The 17254-nt window shown below is 62.5% G+C and carries 15 protein-coding genes; 8 read left to right on the forward strand and 7 right to left on the reverse strand.

The window, feature by feature from the left end; translation table 11 throughout:
- Positions 1–41: 41 nt before the first annotated feature.
- The 3 genes from P9250_RS07955 to P9250_RS07965 are packed head-to-tail and all read right to left on the reverse strand — an operon-like array spanning position 42 to position 3876.
- Positions 42–2354: a xanthine dehydrogenase family protein molybdopterin-binding subunit gene (locus P9250_RS07955; RefSeq protein WP_310392231.1), complete on the reverse strand. Its 2313-nt coding sequence runs from the start codon at positions 2352–2354 to the stop codon at positions 42–44.
- Positions 2354–3340: a xanthine dehydrogenase family protein subunit M gene (locus tag P9250_RS07960; protein WP_310392234.1), complete on the reverse strand. Its 987-nt coding sequence runs from the start codon at positions 3338–3340 to the stop codon at positions 2354–2356. The genes P9250_RS07955 and P9250_RS07960 overlap by 1 nt, the downstream gene beginning before the upstream one ends.
- On the reverse strand, positions 3337–3876 hold the full coding sequence (locus P9250_RS07965; RefSeq protein ID WP_250468302.1) for a 2Fe-2S iron-sulfur cluster-binding protein: 540 nt from the start codon (positions 3874–3876) through the stop codon (positions 3337–3339). The genes P9250_RS07960 and P9250_RS07965 overlap by 4 nt, the downstream gene beginning before the upstream one ends.
- A gap of 374 nt (positions 3877–4250) precedes the next feature.
- Here P9250_RS07965 and P9250_RS07970 point away from each other — a divergent pair, with 374 nt between their 5' ends.
- The 8 genes from P9250_RS07970 to P9250_RS08005 all read left to right on the forward strand — a co-directional run bounded on the left by P9250_RS07970 (position 4251) and on the right by P9250_RS08005 (position 11772).
- Positions 4251–4826: an isochorismatase family protein gene (locus P9250_RS07970; protein WP_310392236.1), complete on the forward strand. Its 576-nt coding sequence runs from the start codon at positions 4251–4253 to the stop codon at positions 4824–4826.
- Positions 4823–5785 (forward strand): helix-turn-helix domain-containing protein, encoded by a 963-nt coding sequence (locus tag P9250_RS07975; RefSeq protein WP_310392238.1) that lies wholly within the window; start codon positions 4823–4825, stop codon positions 5783–5785. Before P9250_RS07970 ends, P9250_RS07975 begins: the two co-directional genes overlap by 4 nt.
- A gap of 138 nt (positions 5786–5923) precedes the next feature.
- Positions 5924–7090: a glycosyltransferase family 9 protein gene (locus P9250_RS07980; RefSeq protein WP_310392240.1), complete on the forward strand. Its 1167-nt coding sequence runs from the start codon at positions 5924–5926 to the stop codon at positions 7088–7090.
- A 173-nt stretch (positions 7091–7263) separates the two neighbouring features.
- On the forward strand, positions 7264–7998 hold the full coding sequence (locus tag P9250_RS07985; RefSeq protein ID WP_250468298.1) for an IclR family transcriptional regulator: 735 nt from the start codon (positions 7264–7266) through the stop codon (positions 7996–7998).
- Between the two features lie 38 nt (positions 7999–8036).
- Positions 8037–9050, forward strand: a complete 1014-nt coding sequence (dctP, locus tag P9250_RS07990; protein ID WP_309845572.1) for a TRAP transporter substrate-binding protein DctP — start codon at positions 8037–8039, stop codon at positions 9048–9050.
- Between the two features lie 9 nt (positions 9051–9059).
- Positions 9060–9608: a TRAP transporter small permease gene (locus P9250_RS07995; RefSeq protein WP_244830391.1), complete on the forward strand. Its 549-nt coding sequence runs from the start codon at positions 9060–9062 to the stop codon at positions 9606–9608.
- Positions 9605–10921 carry a TRAP transporter large permease gene (locus P9250_RS08000; RefSeq protein ID WP_244830392.1) on the forward strand — a complete coding sequence of 439 codons (1317 nt, stop codon included), beginning with the start codon at positions 9605–9607 and terminating at the stop codon, positions 10919–10921. Before P9250_RS07995 ends, P9250_RS08000 begins: the two co-directional genes overlap by 4 nt.
- Positions 10922–10947: 26 nt before the next feature.
- On the forward strand, positions 10948–11772 hold the full coding sequence (locus P9250_RS08005; RefSeq protein ID WP_244830393.1) for a TauD/TfdA family dioxygenase: 825 nt from the start codon (positions 10948–10950) through the stop codon (positions 11770–11772).
- Positions 11773–11812: 40 nt separating this feature from the next.
- Here P9250_RS08005 and P9250_RS08010 read toward each other — a convergent pair whose 3' ends face one another.
- The 4 genes from P9250_RS08010 to P9250_RS08025 all read right to left on the reverse strand — a co-directional run bounded on the left by P9250_RS08010 (position 11813) and on the right by P9250_RS08025 (position 17183).
- A complete protein-coding gene (locus P9250_RS08010) occupies positions 11813–12685 on the reverse strand; it encodes an SMP-30/gluconolactonase/LRE family protein (protein WP_310392246.1) in 873 nt (290 codons plus the stop codon).
- Positions 12682–14076, reverse strand: coding sequence for an MFS transporter (locus tag P9250_RS08015; RefSeq protein WP_310392248.1), 1395 nt, complete (start codon positions 14074–14076; stop codon positions 12682–12684). The genes P9250_RS08010 and P9250_RS08015 overlap by 4 nt, the downstream gene beginning before the upstream one ends.
- A 32-nt stretch (positions 14077–14108) precedes the next feature.
- Positions 14109–15557 carry an MFS transporter gene (locus tag P9250_RS08020; RefSeq protein WP_310392250.1) on the reverse strand — a complete coding sequence of 483 codons (1449 nt, stop codon included), beginning with the start codon at positions 15555–15557 and terminating at the stop codon, positions 14109–14111.
- A 282-nt stretch (positions 15558–15839) separates the two neighbouring features.
- Positions 15840–17183, reverse strand: coding sequence for a citrate synthase (locus tag P9250_RS08025; RefSeq protein ID WP_250468293.1), 1344 nt, complete (start codon positions 17181–17183; stop codon positions 15840–15842).
- Positions 17184–17254 lie beyond the last annotated feature (71 nt).

The raw sequence follows: 17254 nt of genomic DNA on the forward strand, positions 1-17254 counted from the left end.
GTCACCGGAACACGTACACAGTCCGCGCCCGCGCCGAAACCTCACATCACCTTATCCAACGTGATCGGCAGATCCCGAACCCGCTTGCCCGTGGCATTGAAAACCGCATTCGCCACGGCTGCACCCACGCCCGTGATACCGATCTCGCCGACGCCACGCGCGCCCATCGGCGTGTGCGGATCGGCTTCATCGTTCCAGATGACATCGATTCTCGGGACATCGAGATGAACTGGGACATGGTAATCGGCAAGCGATGGATTGATCACGCGGCCGCTTCTCTCGTCGAATTGAGTCTCTTCCATGAGCGCAAGGCCGAGTCCCATGATGATGCCGCCGCGAAACTGGCTTGCAGCCGTCTTGGCATTGATGATGCGGCCGCAATCGAACGAACCGAGAAAACGGCTCACACGAATCTCGCCTGTGACGACGTTCACACGCACCTCGCAAAAGAGCGCGCTATGGCTGTGCATCGACCAGTGCTGCAATTCGAAAGGCATCGGGGCTTCGGCCTCCACGGTCACTTCATCGCGCTGACCGCGAGCGAGTATGGCGCCGTAGCGTTCGTGCCGGGTTTCGTCGTCGAGCGCGCAAAGGCCGCCGTCGTGGCCGCCAACGTCGTCGGGCAAAAGACCGGATAGCGGCGAACTGTTGCCCGCAAGACGGAGCAGTTCCTTCACGAGCTTGTGATGCGCCGCGATCACCGCAGCGCCAATGGCCGCCGTCTGCTGCGAACCGCCCGCGAGCACCGCGCCGGGCAAGTGTGAATCGGCGTACTTGAACTCGATGTCCTCCATGGCGAGCCCAAGGCGTTCGGCCACGATTTGCGTCTGCGCGGTCGCCGTTCCCATGCCCATCTCGTGCGCGGCGATGCTGACGGTCGCACGCCCCGCGCTATTGAGCGTGATGCGCGCCGCACCGCCGGGCATCCGATAGTACGGATACGTTCCCGTTGCGCAGCCCACGCCAACGAGCCAGTCGCCGTCGCGGCGTGCGCCCGGCTCGCCGCGCTCGGCCCAACCGAATCGTTCACGGCCGGTCTTCCATGCCTCGACGATTCCGCGCTGGGAAAATGGCAGTCCCGTCGTCGGATCTTTCTGCGGCTCGTTCTTGAGTCGCAACTCGATAGGGTCCATGCTCATGGCGTGCGCGAGTTCGTCGATGCCGCATTCGAGTCCGAAGGTGCCGACCGCCTCGCCGGGCGCGCGCATGAACGTATTGGCCGTCATGTTCATCTTGACGGTCTCGACATCGAGCAGAAAACTGCGCGACGCATATGCGCTCTTTGCCGGCAAGATGAACGGCTCGGGCATGTTGTTATGCGGCGTCATGGCGACCGTGCCGGTATGAATCAACGCGTCCAGGGTTCCATCAGCCTGGGCACCGAGCGCCACGCGTTGCTCGGTGAGCGTGCGTCCACCGACGATGCGATATACGCCCTCGCGCGTCAACATGATCCGCACCGGACGTTTCACGAGTTTCGATGCAGCCGCGGCCAAAACCTGGTGTTGCCAGATGGTTTTGGAACCGAATCCGCCGCCGACATACGGTGACGTGACATGCACGTCCTTCTCGTCGATGCCGAACACCTGCGCAATGGTCCACGCTTCGTGCGCGACCGCCTGCACGGTATCGTGGATACGCAGCGTCTCGTCCTTCCAATAGAGCGTCGCCGCATGCAGTTCGATTGGATTGTGATTGTGACGCGGCGTCGTGTAGCGCACGTCGATCTTGTGCGGCGCGGCGGCGAGCATTGCCTCGGCATCCTTGATCTCGAGCTTGAGCGGCTCGCCCTGAAACACGCCCGGCTCCGAGCCGTGCGCCTTCGCTGCCGCCAAGGACGTCACCGCATCGCCTGAGGTCTCGTACGTCACCTGTATCAGCGACTGCGCGTGGTCCGCCTGCTCTTGCGTTTCGGCCAGCACGAGCGCAACCGGTTGACCGTTCCAGTGAACCTGATCGTCCTGCATGATCGGCACATCGTCGCCACCCGCGGCCTTAGGCTTCGTCATGAACGCGGGCATCGGCTTCAGACGCGGCGCGTTCTTGTACGTCATCACGAGCACGACGCCCGGCGCGGCGTCCGCCGCCGACGTATCGATCTGCACGATGCGGCCGCGCGCTATCGATGCGTACTTGAGTGCCGCGTACGTCATGCCATCGACTGGAAACTCGGCCGAGAAGGTCGCCTGACCGGACACCTTCAACGGTCCGTCGATACGGCTAACCGGTGCGCCGATCAGCCCGTGCTTGTGAAGGATCAAAGGGTCCGGCTTGCCGCCGGGAATGAAGCTATCGGGTGCGAGGGCGATGGCTTTTTTCATGACCGCCTGCACGGCGTCCTTGAGGATAGGCATTAGAGGATCTCCTTGCGAGCGGTCAGTTTGACCAGTGTGTCGGCGATCACGCGCTGACCCAGTTCGATCTTGAAGGCGTTGTCGCGAAGACCTCGAGCGGACGCGAATTCCGCCGCTGCGGCAGCGCGAAACGCGGCTTCGGTCGCGGGTTCATCCTTGAGCGCCGCTTCGAGCGCGAAGGCGCGCCACGGCTTGTGCGCGACACCGCCCAGGGCGACTTTCACCTCCTTGACCATGCCGCCCTGCACGTCAAGAACCGCCGCCACGGAAACGAGCGCGAAGGCATAGGAAGATCGATCACGGACTTTGCGATAGGCGGATCGGCCCGCCGATTCAGGCGGCAACGTAAGGGCCGTAATCAGTTCACCTGCCTCGAGCACCGTTTCGATGTTCGGTGTGTCGCCGGGCAGGACGTGAAGATCGACCAGGGGAATACGACGCGCGCCATTGAGGCCTTCGACTTCCACGTTCGCGCCGAGTGCGGCGAGCGCTACCGCCATGTCCGAGGGATGCGTGGCAACGCACGCGGAGGACGCGCCGAAGATGGCGTGCATGCGGTTGAATCCGTCCATTGCATCGCAGCCCGAACCCGGCTCGCGCTTGTTGCAGCGGGCGGCATCATCGTAAAAGTAGCCGCAGCGGGTGCGTTGCAGGAGATTGCCGCCGACCGTTGCCATGTTGCGAATCTGCGCGGAAGCGCCTGCAAGGATGGCCTCGGACAATAGCGGGTAGCGTTCGCGCACGCGCCGGTCAGCGGCCACGGCGGTGTTCTTTACGCCGGCGCCGATTCTCAGGCCGCCGTCATCCGTGTCGTCGATGGCGCATGAGAGGCCCGTGATATCGATCAGCATCGTCGGATGCTCGATCGTCTCTCGCATCAGATCGACGAGATTGGTGCCGCCGCCTAGGTACTTTGCATCCGAACGGGCGCCGGACGTCAGCGCCGCCTGCTGATCCAGGGCGCGTTCATAGGAGAAGGGATTCATTGTTCGACCCCTTGCTCGACGGACTCTTTCTGCGTCTGAACCTTTCCGAACGTGATCTGAATGGCGTCGACGATACCGTTATACGCACCGCAGCGGCACAGGTTTCCGCTCATCCGTTCGCGCAGTTCCGCATCGGTCAGTGAGAAGCCTTCCGCACTCACGTCCTCGCTGACATAGCTCGGCACGCCGCCTCTCAACTCCTTTTCCATTCCGATAGCCGAACAGATTTGACCGGGCGTACAGTAGCCGCACTGAAAACCGTCATGCTCGACGAAGGCTTCCTGAAGTGGATGAAGCGCGCCCGGTGCGCCGAGTCCCTCGACGCTGGTGATCTCGCGGTCCTGATATTGAACGGCCAACGCGAGGCAACTGTTGATGCGCGTGCCATCGACCAGCACCGTGCAAGCGCCACATGCGCCTTGATTGCAGCCTTTCTTAGCGCCAAAAAGATGGAGATGTTCACGCAGCAGATCGAGCAGCGACGTTCTTGGATCGAAGTCCAGGTCGACTGCCTTGCCGTTGATAACGAAATGCATGATTGCTCCCGTTGAATTAGAGCTCGCGCCAAGAGGCGGTGTACTGGCTGTTGAAACGAAATGAGATGCGCCCGGCGACCCACGTCAGGTTTGCCTGGACCATTAGGCAAGCGCTGGTTCTTCGTCGATTGGAACTGTTTGATCAGACGCGTCTTTCGGCAAGACCTCGACTGTTGAAATTCCGAACGACGCTTGAGACGCCTTATAGCAATTCGTGGACCTCATCTGTCGCAGCGGTGCTTAGGCCCTAGGAAACAACCAGTCGCCTTCGCCAGACGCTTGGCGGATTTTGTCCTCATCCTGACCGCAAGCATTCTCGATTCCCGCAAAAAGCCCGCTTATGATGGGACTTTCCCAATCAAGGAGCGTCAAAAATGTCCGCCACCCTCCCCCGCTCGGCGCTGATCATCATCGACGTACAGGAATCGTTTCGTCAGACCGCCGACTGGTCGGATGCCGATCTGCCTGCTTTCAAAAGCGCCATCCTCCGCTTGGACCGTGGCGCGCGCGAAGCCGGCATTCCGGTCGTCCATATCTTTCACATCGGCAAGGCTGGTCCGTTCACCAGGGAATCCGGCTTTGCCGTGCCGCAGGAGTGGCTGCCGGGCGCACCCTCCGTGGTCTTCGAAAAACATACGCACAACGCGTTCACCGACACCGGCCTCGATCTCTGGTTGCGTCGCCGGCAGATCGATCATCTCGTCATCACCGGCATCCGCACCGAGCAATGCTGCGAAACCACGACGCGCGTAGCCTCCGACATCGGCTATACGGTCGACTATGTGACCGACGCCACGCTCACCTTCCCGATGACTCACGCGACGAGCGGACGCGTCTATTCGCCGGCAGAAATCAAGGCGCACACGGAACTGGTCTTGCAGAATCGCTTTGCACGCATCGCCAGCGTCGACGATGCGCTCGCCAATTGGCAAACGTCACGCGCGGCATGAAGCCCGCGACATCCGTATGGTTCGTGCTGACGCCCTCCGTGCTGATGCTCGATTATGCGGGCCCCGCCGAGGCTTTTCGCATGGCGGCCGAATCCGGCGCTTCGTTCGACTTGCATCACTGCGGCCCGCTGCCTCGCGTCGCGACCTCCATCGGCACGTTTGTCGATGGCCTCGAACCGCTGCCCGACAAGCTGCCGCCGAATAGCCTCGTCATGGTCGTCGGCACCACGGAATCGCCCGAGCCCGGCACGAGCGCGCCCTTCGATGCGGTCACGCATTGGCTGCGAACCGCGCCGCGCGACGACACGCGCATCGCCAGCATTTGTTCCGGCGCCGTGCTGCTCGCGCGCGCGGGCTTGCTCGCCGGGCGCCGCTGCACCACGCACTTTGCGTTAATCGATCTGCTCAAGCGCGAGGAACCCACGGCGCGCGTGCAGGACGACTGCCTGTTCGTCGATGACACCGACGTGCTGACGAGCGCCGGCATCACGGCGGGCATCGACTTGGCGCTTCATGTGATCGAGCAGATCGCGGGGGCGGAACTGGCTGCGTCAGTGGCACGACGTCAGGTGATGTACCAGCGCCGCGCGGGAGACGAATCGCAGCTGTCGCCGTGGCTTGCGCATCGCAATCACATGCATCCGGCGGTGCACCGGGCGCAGGACGTCATCGCGCGGGACCCCGCGCGCGCCTGGAGCGTGGCCGAGCTTGCGCAGGCCGCGCACGTGAGCTCGCGGCATTTGAGCCGGTTGTTCGCGGAGCATGCGGGCGTCACCGTGCTGGCGTATCAGCAAAGTCTTCGCGTGGCTCGCGCGCAAAGATTGCTGACGAGCCCGGAGCTGTCGATAGAACGCGTGGCCGAGCAATCGGGGTTCGCGTCGGTACGCGACTTTCGCCGTGTCTGGAGGCGATATCACGATACGGCACCGCGCGAGTATCGGAGTGCAAGCGCCGTCTGAGCGGCGCGTCGAACTACCGCTCGCTGCGCGACGGACCGCTTTCTGTAATCACGCCCACAGATCGCAACGGCTCCCCGATGCACAATCGATCCGGAAAACGCGACGCCATTCGGCGCCCACCGCGTGCACGGAGGAGCAATGGGTTGGAAGAGTCTGCTGACGGAATTGCCGGTCTGGACGATTGGACGCTTGAACCCGGCACGGCATGATCCGCATCGCGACGTGCCGCGCGAAATCCTCGTGCTGCGCCCGAACGATTTCGGTGAATTGCTGACCACCACGCCGATCTTCGAGGCGCTCAAGAAGCGTTTTCCGACGACGCGCCTTGTCGCGGGCATCGGCGGTTGGGGGCGGCCGATTCTGGAAAACAATCCGTTCATCGACGAGATCGTCGAGATCGATGCGCCTTGGAACAACAAGCTCGTCCAGGACCGTTCACCGCGTAACGTTCTGCGCTTTCTACTGTCGTCGCCGCAAGTCGCCGCGCTGCGCAGGCGTGGCGGCTTCGATGTCGGCATCGACGTGCTCGGCAGCTACATGGGCGCGCTTTTGATGATGCGCTTAGGCGTGCGCTACCGCATAGGCGTGCGCGGCTATCGCGGCGGTCACAGCGGATGCCAGGAATTTATCGACTTCGCGCGTCGCCAAAGTGGACGCGCCGCGCTTGCGCAGGCCGAACTGCTGGGCGCGACCGATCTGCCCGAAGCGCGGCCGCAACTCTTTCTTACCGCGGATGAGCGCGCGCAGGCCGCGAACGTCTGGCACGCCGCCGAGTCTGGCAATCGCCCGGTGCGCGTGCTGGTCGGCATCGGGGCAGGCGTGCCGACCAAGGTCTGGGACGCAAAACAGGTCGGCCCCGCGCTCGCGCGGGTTGCGTCGGCGCTCAACCGAACCGACGACGCCTGCGACATCCTGATCGTGGGCAGCGCCGCCGACAAGGCGCGCGCCGCCGAAGCGATCGCCGCCGCCGGTCCGGGCGTGCCGGTTCGTTCGGTGGCGGGAACGTTGTCGATGCGAACGGTTTTCGCGCTTGCCGAATCGGCGGATGTCGTGCTGACGAACTCTTCCATGCTCATGCACGTGGCGGCCGCGTTTCGTCGGCCGACGGTCGCGGTGATCGGCGGCAGCATCACGAGGCCGAACGTTCACGACGCGATCTGGGGCTATCCGGAGCAGTATCGGAGTGTCTCGCCGGATAGCTATGTAGAGCATGCACCGGATAAAAACTGGCCTTCTGTCGACCGGGTCGTCGAGGCAGTACTGGACTCCGTGCGCGAGCGGCGCCCTGCTGCAACGCAGAGCTGAACTTCGCCAGCGATAACGCCGTGCCGCCTACGGACGGCGGCGCGTGAGATTCTCGGCTTCGCCTCGGCACCTCATTTCAAAGGGTAAATCCCGATCCAATCAGCGACCGGAAGGACGCTCGCATCTTTTATACTCGGTTTCGATTTGGCGAAACTCTTTTCGAACATACGAAATTGAAGCCGACTGACCGTGCTCTAAGCATCTTCGAGGCATTCGAAGCCGCATGCCGCCCGATGACGCTGTCGGAACTCGCATCCGCGTCGGGCATGCCGGTCAGCACCAGTCACGGCATCGTGAAAGTGCTGACCGAGCGCGGCTATCTCTACGTCACCGGGCGTCGCAAAGACTTGTTTCCAACGCGGCGGCTGCTCGACATGGCGCTCGAGATCGCCTCGCACGACCCGTTTCTCGAACGCATCGAGCCGTCGTTGCTGGCGTTGCGCGAGGCCACGCAAGAGACCGTGATCATTGGCAAACGTCAGGGCGATCACATCGTCTATCTCGCCGTGTACGAAGGTCCGCAGACCATTCGATACAGCGCGCCGGCCGGTGCGCTCAAACCGCTCTACTCGACGTCGATCGGCAAGGCGATGCTCGGTCAACTCGACGATGCAACGCTTTCCGACTGGCTCGCGCGCACGACGCTCGCGCCGGTCACCGCGCACACTTTGACCGCTGCAAACGCGTTGATGGCCGACCTCGTGGAATCGAAGCAACGCGGCTTTTTTCTCACGCGCGGCGAAAGCGTGAGCGATGTCTTTGCACTTGCCATGCCCGTGCATGTGAACCGGGAAGTGCTCGGCATCGCGGTCGCGGGGCCACGGTATCGGATGGAAGGCGCGCTCGACGGCATCGCGGCGCGCATACGCGCGGCTATCGGCGAGATTCAGGAAGAACAGACGCGCTGAAGCGAAGGTTTGATAAATAGAAAATCAGGAGACGGAAGATGCAGGCAAAGCGCTGGACCCGCATGTTCACCGCCATGTTCGCGCTCGCCGCGATATCGACAGCGGCACACGCCGACGACGTCGTGACGCTCAAGATGGCGCATCAATGGCCCGACGACCCGAACGATTATGTGGTGCAGACCGGCAAGAAGTTCGCGCAGCAGGTCGAGCAGAAGTCGGGCGGCAAGATACACATCAACATCTTTCCGGCCGAGTCGCTCGTCAAATCGCTGAACACCCACACGGCCTTGAAGAACGGCAGCGCCGATCTCGCAATCTATCCGTACATCTATTCGGCGGGCGCGATCCCGCAGATGAACCTCATCCTCCTGCCCGGCCTCTGGAAAACGCCCGAGGACGTCTTCAAATTCCGCACCTCCGCGCCCTGGAAAGAACTCGAAGCGAAGATAGAAGCATATGGCTTCAAGACGCTCTGCTGGATTCAAATCTCGGGCGGCATGGCATCCAAGTCCAAGCCCATCAACGTGCCCGCGGATCTGCCGCAACAGAAGGTGCGCGGCGCCGGAAAGATGATGGAGGCGGCCTTGCAGAGCGCCGGCGCGAGTACCGTGTCGATGGCGTCGTCGGAAACCTATAGCGCGATGCAACTCGGCTTGCTCGATGGCTTGTGGACGTCGTCCGGAACCTTCGGTTCGTATCGGCTCTACGAAGTGGCGAAGTACTACAACTCGCCAGAGGACTACAGCATCTACTATACGATCGAGCCGATCGCGATCAGCATGAAGACGTGGAACAAGCTCACGCCCGAGCAGCAAAAGATCATGACGGACGTGGGTCGAAGCCTCGAGCAGAGCGCGTTCGAAGGGGCGAAAGCGGACGATCGCCGCGTCGCGCAACTTTTTGCGAGCCATAACGCGAAGATCCACAAGATGACGCTCGATGAGTGGAACCAGTGGCAGACCTTGTTCCAGAAAGTCAGCTTCATTAAGTTCCGCGCCGAAGTGCCCGACGGCGGACGTCTGCTCGATCAGAGCACGGCGTTCTACAAATAAGAGGCCGCGATGCGCCACGCATTGGACCGCTTCTCGCGCGGGCTCGACGCTTTTTGCCGGGGCGTCGCGTTGTCCGTCGGCGCGGCGGTCATCGCGACCGTGCTCGTCATTTCGTATGGCGTGCTCGCGCGCGAAGCGCTGCATCTTTCCGATGTCTGGGTCACGGAGGTCACGACTTACCTCATGGCCTACATGACCTTCGTGGGCACCGCGGCGCTGGCGTGGCAAGGCCGGCATCTCAAGGTCGACGTTCTCAGCGCACATCTCGGCGAACGTGGCAAGCGCGCGCTCGCGTTCATATCGACGGCCATCGTCACGGCGGTCGCGTTCGCGCTCGCATGCCTCGCATTCGACTTCTGGTGGGAGGCGTACACGAGCGGTGAACGTTCGTGGGGCATGTTCTCGCTCTCGCTGTGGATTCCTTATTCGGGCTTCTTCGCGGGCATGCTGCTTTTGTGCATCGCGCAGATCGTACGCTTGCTGACCATCGTATTCGCACGCGAACCGGCAGGCCGTGAAGTCGCCATCGACGACATGCTGCTCGGGAGAGAAGAATGAATCAGCTCGTCATCGGTGCGGGGATGTTCGGCGGCTTGCTCGCGGTGTTGTCGATGGGCGTGCCCATTGCGTTCGCGTTGCTGTTCGTCGCCCTCGCCTCGCTGTTCGTCACGGGCGGCGGATGGGATGCACTGAGTCTCGTACCGAGCACGTACTGGGGATCGGTTGCCACCTTCACGCTGACTTCCGTGCCGATGTTCATGTTCATGGGCGCGATCGTCTCCGCGTCGGGCATGGGCGCGCGTCTTTATGCGGCGCTGGCGACGATCCTCGACGGCGTGCCCGGCGGCCTCGCCGTCGCGACGACGCTTGCATGCGGCGTGATGGCGGCCGTATCCGGTTCGAGCGTGGCGACGGCGGCGGCCATCGGCGGCTTCGCTGTGTCGGAGATGCGCCGGCACCGCGTTCCCGAAGCGCGTGCATGCGGCGCGGTCGCGGCCGGCGGCACACTCGGCATTCTGTTACCGCCGAGCATACCGTTGATCGTGTATAGCGTGATCGCGGAGCAAAGTATCGGCAAACTGTTCGTCGCGACACTCATCCCCGGCGCGATCATGGCTTCTGCTTTTGGCATCTATCAGATACTGCTCGCCATGCGCGATCGTGCGCGCGGCAGCGAGAGCGAAAGGCGCACGCGGCCGCTCGCGAGCATGCGCGAACGTGTCGTCGCATTGAAAGACGTCGGCCCGTTCGCTCTGTTGATTCTCATCATTCTCGGCTCGCTGTATCGCGGGCTTGCAACGCCTCAGGAAGCGGCGTCGCTCGGTATCGTCGCAAGTCTGGTGCTTGCGGGCGTCGTGTACCGGGAGCTTTCGTGGAGCAAATTCCGGCAGATCCTGATCAGCGCGGCCCAAAGCAGCGTGATGATCCTCGCGGTGATTTCATCGGCCATCGTGTTCGGTTATGTGATGACGACGAGCCAGGTTGCGGCGTCGCTCACGCAAACCGTCGCGGGCGCGCACGTCGAACCGTGGGTGCTGTTCGTGAGCATCAACGTGTTGCTGATCTTTCTCGGCTGCTTCATGGAGACGATCGCGATCATCGTCGTGACCATGCCCGTGCTCGTGCCGGTCGTGGAGGCGTATCACTGGAATCTGATCTGGTTCGGTGTGGTCGTCGTCATCAACATGGAGATGGCGCTCATCCATCCGCCGGTGGGACTCAACCTCTTTGTCGTGCAGAGCGTCGCGCCCGATGTCCCGTTGCGACGGATCGTGCTCGGCACGTTGCCTTATGTGTTCATCATGATGGGCGTTCTCGCGCTCATCGGTATTTTTCCTTCGCTTTCGACAATGCTGCTCGGCGCGAACTGACACACGCCCGGCTTCGAGGAGTTCGCATGGACATTCGCAAAGTGGCGGGCGCGCTGGGCGCCGAAATCTCCGGCATCGATCTGTCGCGGGGCGTGACACGCGAACAAGCGAGCGTTTTGCGCGCGGCGCTCAACGAGCATCTCGTCATCTTTCTGCGTGACCAGAACCTCGCTCCCCGGCAGTTCCTGGATTTTGCGGAGGCGATGGGCGAGCCTATCGAATATCCCTTTGTGAAGAGCCTCGAAGGTTTTCCGACCATCATCGAAGTCAAGAAACTGGAAACGGAGCGCGTGAATTTCGGCGGCATCTGGCATTCGGACACGACCTATCTCGACGTGCCGCCCATGGGCTCGATGCTGCTCTCGCGCGAGATTCCGCCCTATGGCGGCGACACCCTGTTCGCGAACCAGCAGCTTGCGTACGACGCGTTGTCCGACACCATGAAGCGGCTGCTCGAAGGACTGAAGGGCATCAGTTCGTCGGCCAAGGCGGATGTGTCGCGTACCCGAGAGGATCGCATTCGAACGGACGGCGCGGGCAAGAAGCCGGACGATTTCGTGGCGAAGCATCCCGTCGTGCGCACGCATCCGGAAACGGGACGCAAGGGGCTTTACGTGAACATTGCGCATACGGTCGGCATCGACGGCATGACCACCGACGAAAGCGCGCCGCTGCTCGACTTCCTGTTCCGACATCAGGTGAAACCGGAGTTCACGTGCCGGTTCGTCTGGTCGAACAACGCGATTGCTTTCTGGGACAATCGCGCGGCTCAGCATAATCCGGTGAACGATTATCACGGGTTTCGGCGGGTGATGCAGCGGATCACGCTCAAGGGGGACGTGCCGCGATGAGGGGGGCGACGTTGGTTTGGCTCGAGTTTGTAAGGCGCGCTCAGCCAACGTATGCCGCTTCAGCGCATCCTTCAATATCGGTGCGCAAACAAAACAACGCCCCTGCAAGCGGTTGCGTCTCGAGCGCTTCCACGGACAACTTACGCGTACCGCTCGTCACAAAAAGCGTACGCATATCCGGCCCGCCGAACGTGCAGCTTGCTGGCTGCGTGACCGGCATCGGCACGACGCGGTCGATGCGTCCATCGGGCGCGTATCGCTTGACGACACCGCCGCCATATTGCGCGCTCCACAGGTAGCCATGACGATCGACGGTTGCGCCATCGGGAATTCCCGTGTCGCGGTCGAGCCGCGCGAAGAGACGTCGCTCGCCCGGCATGCCCGTCGAAATATCGAATGGAAACGCCCAGATCACGGGCTCGATGCCGTCCGCAAAGTACATCGTCGCGCCGTCCGGCGAGAAGCACAGGCTGTTGGGCACGGCTACGCGTTCGATCACGCGCGTATAACGCCCCGCTTCGAAGCGATACAGCGCGCCCACCGGCGTGCGTCCAATGTCATCCATCGAGCCGACCCAGAATCGTCCCTGTCTATCGCACTTGCCATCGTTGAAGCGCATTTGTGGCTGGCTTGCGTGCGGCGCGTCGAAACGTTCAATGGCGCCGCTCGCTGGATCGAAGAACGCGATGGCCGAGCGTAGCGCCACGATCAATCCGCGCCGCGACGCGCATGGCGCGATCGAGCCTACGAGTTCGGGCATGGTCCAGGTTTGCGTGTGGTGGTCGCCCCATTTGCGGCGGCGGATCAGATGGCTGCGGATGTCGACCCAATACAGCGCCTGTTCTTCGACCGACCAGTACGCAGACTCCCCGAGTACATCGCGCGTATTGCCGACACATTCCAGCTCGCTCAATGGGCGATCTCCTCCAGCGCTCGGCCCGTGACACGCGGACCGAGCCACGCCACCGTCGTGGCGATGATCGCCATTGCACCGCCGATGAACGCAAACACGCCAGCCTGCCCGAATTCACGCAGGAAAAAGGCGATGAAGAAGCCTGCGAATATCGAACTCAACCGGCTCCACGAGAACACGAAGCCGACCGCGCGAGCGCGCATCCAGGTTGGAAACAGTTCCGACTGGTAGGCATGCACGATGGTGGACATCCAGTTGACGACAAGCGTCTGCAGGCATCCAACCATAATGAGCCAGCCCGGCGCGTTCAGCATGGCGAAGATCGTGCCGATGATCGCCACGGATATCACACTGCACACGAGCTGCCATTTGCGCTCGAAGCGGTCGATCACGAGCATGACGAGAAGCGGCGCGACCGGATAGGTCAACACGATGAGAAACGTGTATTCGAGACTTCGCGTGACAAGAATGCCCTTCGCTATCAGAAGCGTTGGAATCCAACTCACGAAGCCGTAATAGCCGATGGTCTGGCAGAAGTTCACGATCATCAACGTGATGGTGCGCGTGCGGTAAACCGGCCCGAACATTTCGGCGATACGCCCTTCCGGATGTACCGTGCCAACGGCCTTTTCAGGTTCGGGCAACGCTTGGCCGTACTCCTTTTGCACCTTCGCTTCGATAACCGAAAGCACGCGGTCGGCCTCGGCGAGCCGCCCATGTTGCGCGAGCCAGCGCGGCGACTCGGGCAAGCGGCGCCGCAAGAACAGCACGAGCACCGCGCCGAACGAGCCGAAAAGAATCACCCAGCGCCAGCCATCGAAGCCGAACGGTCTCGTCGGCACGAACATCCACGCTAGAAAGGCCACGAGCGGCGCGCTGATTTGCGCCAGCCCGTAGAACAACGCGAATGCTTTGCCGCGCGCACCGCGGGGCGCGAGTTCGGAGATGTAGGTGTCGATCGTGATCATCTCGACGCCGATGCCTATACCGCCTATCAGCCGCCATATCTCGAGACCGTGCACCGAGCCCTGAAACGCCAAAATGAACGTCGTGACGCTATACCAGATCATCGAGCCGAGAAAGACCACCCGCCGCCCGAAGCGATCGGCGATATAGCTGAAACAGATCGTACCGATGAACAGCCCGAGGAACAGCGACCCGAGAAAGGCTGCAAGACCGTTGAGATCGAAGAACGATGCAGTGGTCGAAGTCAGCAGCTTGCTCTGGAACAAACCCGGCGCGATATAACCCGTGAAATAGATATCGTATTGTTCGAAGAGACCGCCCGCTGCGATCAGCATCAAGAGCGTCCACATGTGCCGGGTCATCGGCAGCCGGTCGAGCCTGCCGTTGATGGTGCCGGATACGACCTTCGGGTCTACGGAATCCATTGGCTGCTCCGCAAGGGCGTCGATGCGCGTACTCACCGCGCGATGTCGTCGAGCGCCAGCCCCGTGGTGCGCGGCCCGAAGAGCGCCACCGCCACGACGACGATCGTCATCGCGGCGAAGATGAAGGCGAATACGCCCGGCACGCCGAACTCGCGCAAAAAGAACGCGATGAAAAAGCCCACGAAGATCGACGACAGCCGGCTCCACGAATACACGAAGCCCACCGCGCCCGCTCGCATGCGCGTCGGGAACAACTCGGCCTGGTAGGTATGCACGATAGTCGACAGCCAATTGACCACGAGCGTCTGCACGATCCCCACCGCGATGAGCCAGCCCGGCGCCTTGAGCATCGAGAAGATCACGCCGATCACGGCCACCGAGATCGCACTGCACACGAGCTGCCATTTGCGCTCGAAGCGGTCAGCCACCAGCATGACGATGAATGGTGCGATTGGATAAAGCAGCACGATCAGGAAAGTGTATTCGAGGCTGCGCGTCACCATGATGCCCTTGGCGATGAGCAGCGTCGGAATCCAGCTGACGAAGCCGTAGTAACCAATCGTTTGAAAGAAGTTCACGACCACGAGCATCAGCGTGCGACCGCGATAGCGCGGGCTGAATGCCTCGCGCAACGTGCCTTCCTGCTCCTCGGCTTCGGGCGCGTCGGCCGGTGGCGGCAGGTCCTTGCCGTAGTCACGGCGAACGCGGGTTTCGATCATCTGCATGACGCGTTCAGCCTCGTCGAGGCGACCTTTCTGCACGAGCCAGCGCGGCGATTCCGGCAGACGCAATTGCAGATACCACACGAGCAGCGCGCCCACCGATCCGAGCGCGATCACCCAGCGCCAGCCCTCGAAACCCAGCGGGGAAATCGGCACCAGCACCCACGCAAGGAACGCGATCAGCGGCGCGCAAATCTGCGCCACGCCATATACAAGCCCGAACGCCATGCCGCGTGCGTGTCGCGGCGTCAATTCGGAGACGTAGGAATCGATCGTCACGTACTGCACGCCGACGCCGATGCCGCAAATCACACGCCACACGTTCAGTCCTAGCGCCGTATCCTGAAACGCGATGAAGACCGTCGCAATGCAATACCACAGCATGGATGCGGCGAAGACGCGGCGCCGGCCGAATCGGTCAGCGAGACTGCCGAAGCAGATCGTGCCAATGAAAAGCCCGATGAACAGCGACGCCAGAAAGCCGGCGAGACCGTTCATCGCGAAGAAAGTGGGCGTGGTCGCCGTGAGGATGCCCGAGCGGAACAAGCCCGGCGCGATATAGCCCGCGAAGTACACATCGTAGAGTTCGAAGAAGCCGCCGAGTGCGACGAGGGTGAGGAGCTTCCACAGCGTGGCGGTCATTGGCAACCGGTCGAAGCGTGCGGTCACGCCGCCTGCCGTGATGACGCGCGCCGGATAATCCGCGCTGTCGAGCGACCCGGCGACATCGGCGCCGATGGCCCTGTTCGGGGTGTTCATCCTCTTCTCCTCCTGTGCAGCCGGCTGAATGCCTAAAGCGCATCGTACCGGTCGTGAATATCGGGGATACTAACTATTCGATGAGGACGGTGTGGAATTGCTGGCTTGGTTCGCATTGTCTGTCGCTAGCTTGTCCGGGCCGCTGTCTCCTTTCGATTAGCCCAGTCTAGTGACGCATGGAGCGGCCCACAATACTTGATCGTTGAATCAACTTGATCGCGGCGCCCAAGAAAAACGGCCCTCGCGAAGGGCCGTCGGCGTCATGTCGTGCGATGCGGAGATTCAGGGCGGCAGGATCGACGTCAGCAAGCGCGTCTCGTCCGAATCGTTCTGCGGGGCGTTCGCCTTGAGGTAGTCCGCGCGTGGACGTATCAAAGCGCCGGATTCGCGCTGCTCGATGATATGCGCCACCCACCCCGCCGACCGTCCGATGATGAACAGGCAAAACGCGCTGCGCGGCGGCAGCCCCAATGCCACGGTTAGCATGGTCAGCCCAACTTCCAGGCTCGGCAGACAGCCGTAGCCCGCTGCGATCTTGAGTGCCGCGAAGAGCGGATCGACCGCGGCGTGCCGCCCTTCGAGCCGCCGCGCGAGATCGATCAGGTAGCTCGCGCGCGGGTCGCCATCCGGATACAAGGGATGATTGAAGCCCGGCAGATTCCGGTGTGCCGCATAGTGCTCCGTGAAGAGCCGTTGCGCTTCTGCAACCGTGCGGCATGCGCGCAGCAGGTCCTCGGTGGCTTCGTACGATCGCGCGGACGTGAGCCCCGTCTGCGTGAGGATGGCCGCCGCCACGCATTCGCCGATATCCGCTCCCGCCGACGCCGCGATACGCGCCACGAAGGTCGCCTGCGCGAGTTCGTGATCCGCGCACAGCACGAGCGCGGCGTCGAGCGCGGCACGATGCGCGGCAGACGCCGAACCACCGAGCACGGTCAACAGCGTCGCGGCGAGACCGTCCGCGCGTTTGCGCGTGACGCCCGCCGCAGCGCCCGGCGTTGCGCGTCGCAAATGCGCAAGGCAATGCGCCATCGTTGCGATCATGCGGCTGCATTCGATGAACTGCGCGTCGCCGGCCTGCAACGCGCGCAGATGCTCGCCGCCGAAGCGCATTGCAATATCGGCGAAGAAGCGCACGAGTTCTCGACGTGGCTGGAGACCCGCCGTGCGCGACCAGGCATCGGCGAAACGTAACGTGCGACCGCACGGCTGCCACGAAAGGATCACGTCGTCGCGTGGATTCCAGAGCGCTTTCACGACCTGTTCGAAGGTCTTTCCCTTGCGCGCGAGTTCGAGCGCCGCGACGCCGCGATAACGCGGACCTTCGGCCGTGATTTCGGTGAGCGTGCTCGATATGATCGGCTCGCCCCAGCGCATGGCGGCCGCGGCGACGGGCGCGTGGCCACTGCGGGCATCGGCGCGCGATTTCATGCGTTCGACATCCTGGCGCGCATAAAGCCGGCGCCCCTTGTCGCCTTGCGGCACGCTGCGAATCAAGCCGCGGCTGACGTAGGCGTACAACGTTTGCAGCTTGATCTGCAGCAGCGCGAGCGTTTCAGCGCGTGTCAGATAATCGCCGGGCGCGTCGGGCGGCGCGCTGGCGGCATCATGCGGGTTCGATTGCACCTCAGTCTCCTGTCGACCCAGGACGGGCGCCGAAGCGCCCGTCCTGGTCCCATGCGAAGCTGCCAGCGCAA

The sequence above is a fragment of the Caballeronia sp. LP006 genome, assembly GCF_031450995.1.
GTDB lineage: Bacteria > Pseudomonadota > Gammaproteobacteria > Burkholderiales > Burkholderiaceae > Caballeronia.

Coding starts and splice junctions, on each gene's coding strand:
- P9250_RS07955 (WP_310392231.1), bottom strand. CDS start 2,354: ATGCCTATCCTCAAGGACGCCGTGCAGGCGGTCATGAAAAAAGCCATC.
- P9250_RS07960 (WP_310392234.1), bottom strand. CDS start 3,340: ATGAATCCCTTCTCCTATGAACGCGCCCTGGATCAGCAGGCGGCGCTG.
- P9250_RS07965 (WP_250468302.1), bottom strand. CDS start 3,876: ATGCATTTCGTTATCAACGGCAAGGCAGTCGACCTGGACTTCGATCCA.
- P9250_RS07970 (WP_310392236.1), top strand. CDS start 4,251: ATGTCCGCCACCCTCCCCCGCTCGGCGCTGATCATCATCGACGTACAG.
- P9250_RS07975 (WP_310392238.1), top strand. CDS start 4,823: ATGAAGCCCGCGACATCCGTATGGTTCGTGCTGACGCCCTCCGTGCTG.
- P9250_RS07980 (WP_310392240.1), top strand. CDS start 5,924: ATGGGTTGGAAGAGTCTGCTGACGGAATTGCCGGTCTGGACGATTGGA.
- dctP (WP_309845572.1), top strand. CDS start 8,037: ATGCAGGCAAAGCGCTGGACCCGCATGTTCACCGCCATGTTCGCGCTC.
- P9250_RS07995 (WP_244830391.1), top strand. CDS start 9,060: ATGCGCCACGCATTGGACCGCTTCTCGCGCGGGCTCGACGCTTTTTGC.
- P9250_RS08000 (WP_244830392.1), top strand. CDS start 9,605: ATGAATCAGCTCGTCATCGGTGCGGGGATGTTCGGCGGCTTGCTCGCG.
- P9250_RS08005 (WP_244830393.1), top strand. CDS start 10,948: ATGGACATTCGCAAAGTGGCGGGCGCGCTGGGCGCCGAAATCTCCGGC.
- P9250_RS08015 (WP_310392248.1), bottom strand. CDS start 14,076: ATGGATTCCGTAGACCCGAAGGTCGTATCCGGCACCATCAACGGCAGG.
- P9250_RS08020 (WP_310392250.1), bottom strand. CDS start 15,557: ATGAACACCCCGAACAGGGCCATCGGCGCCGATGTCGCCGGGTCGCTC.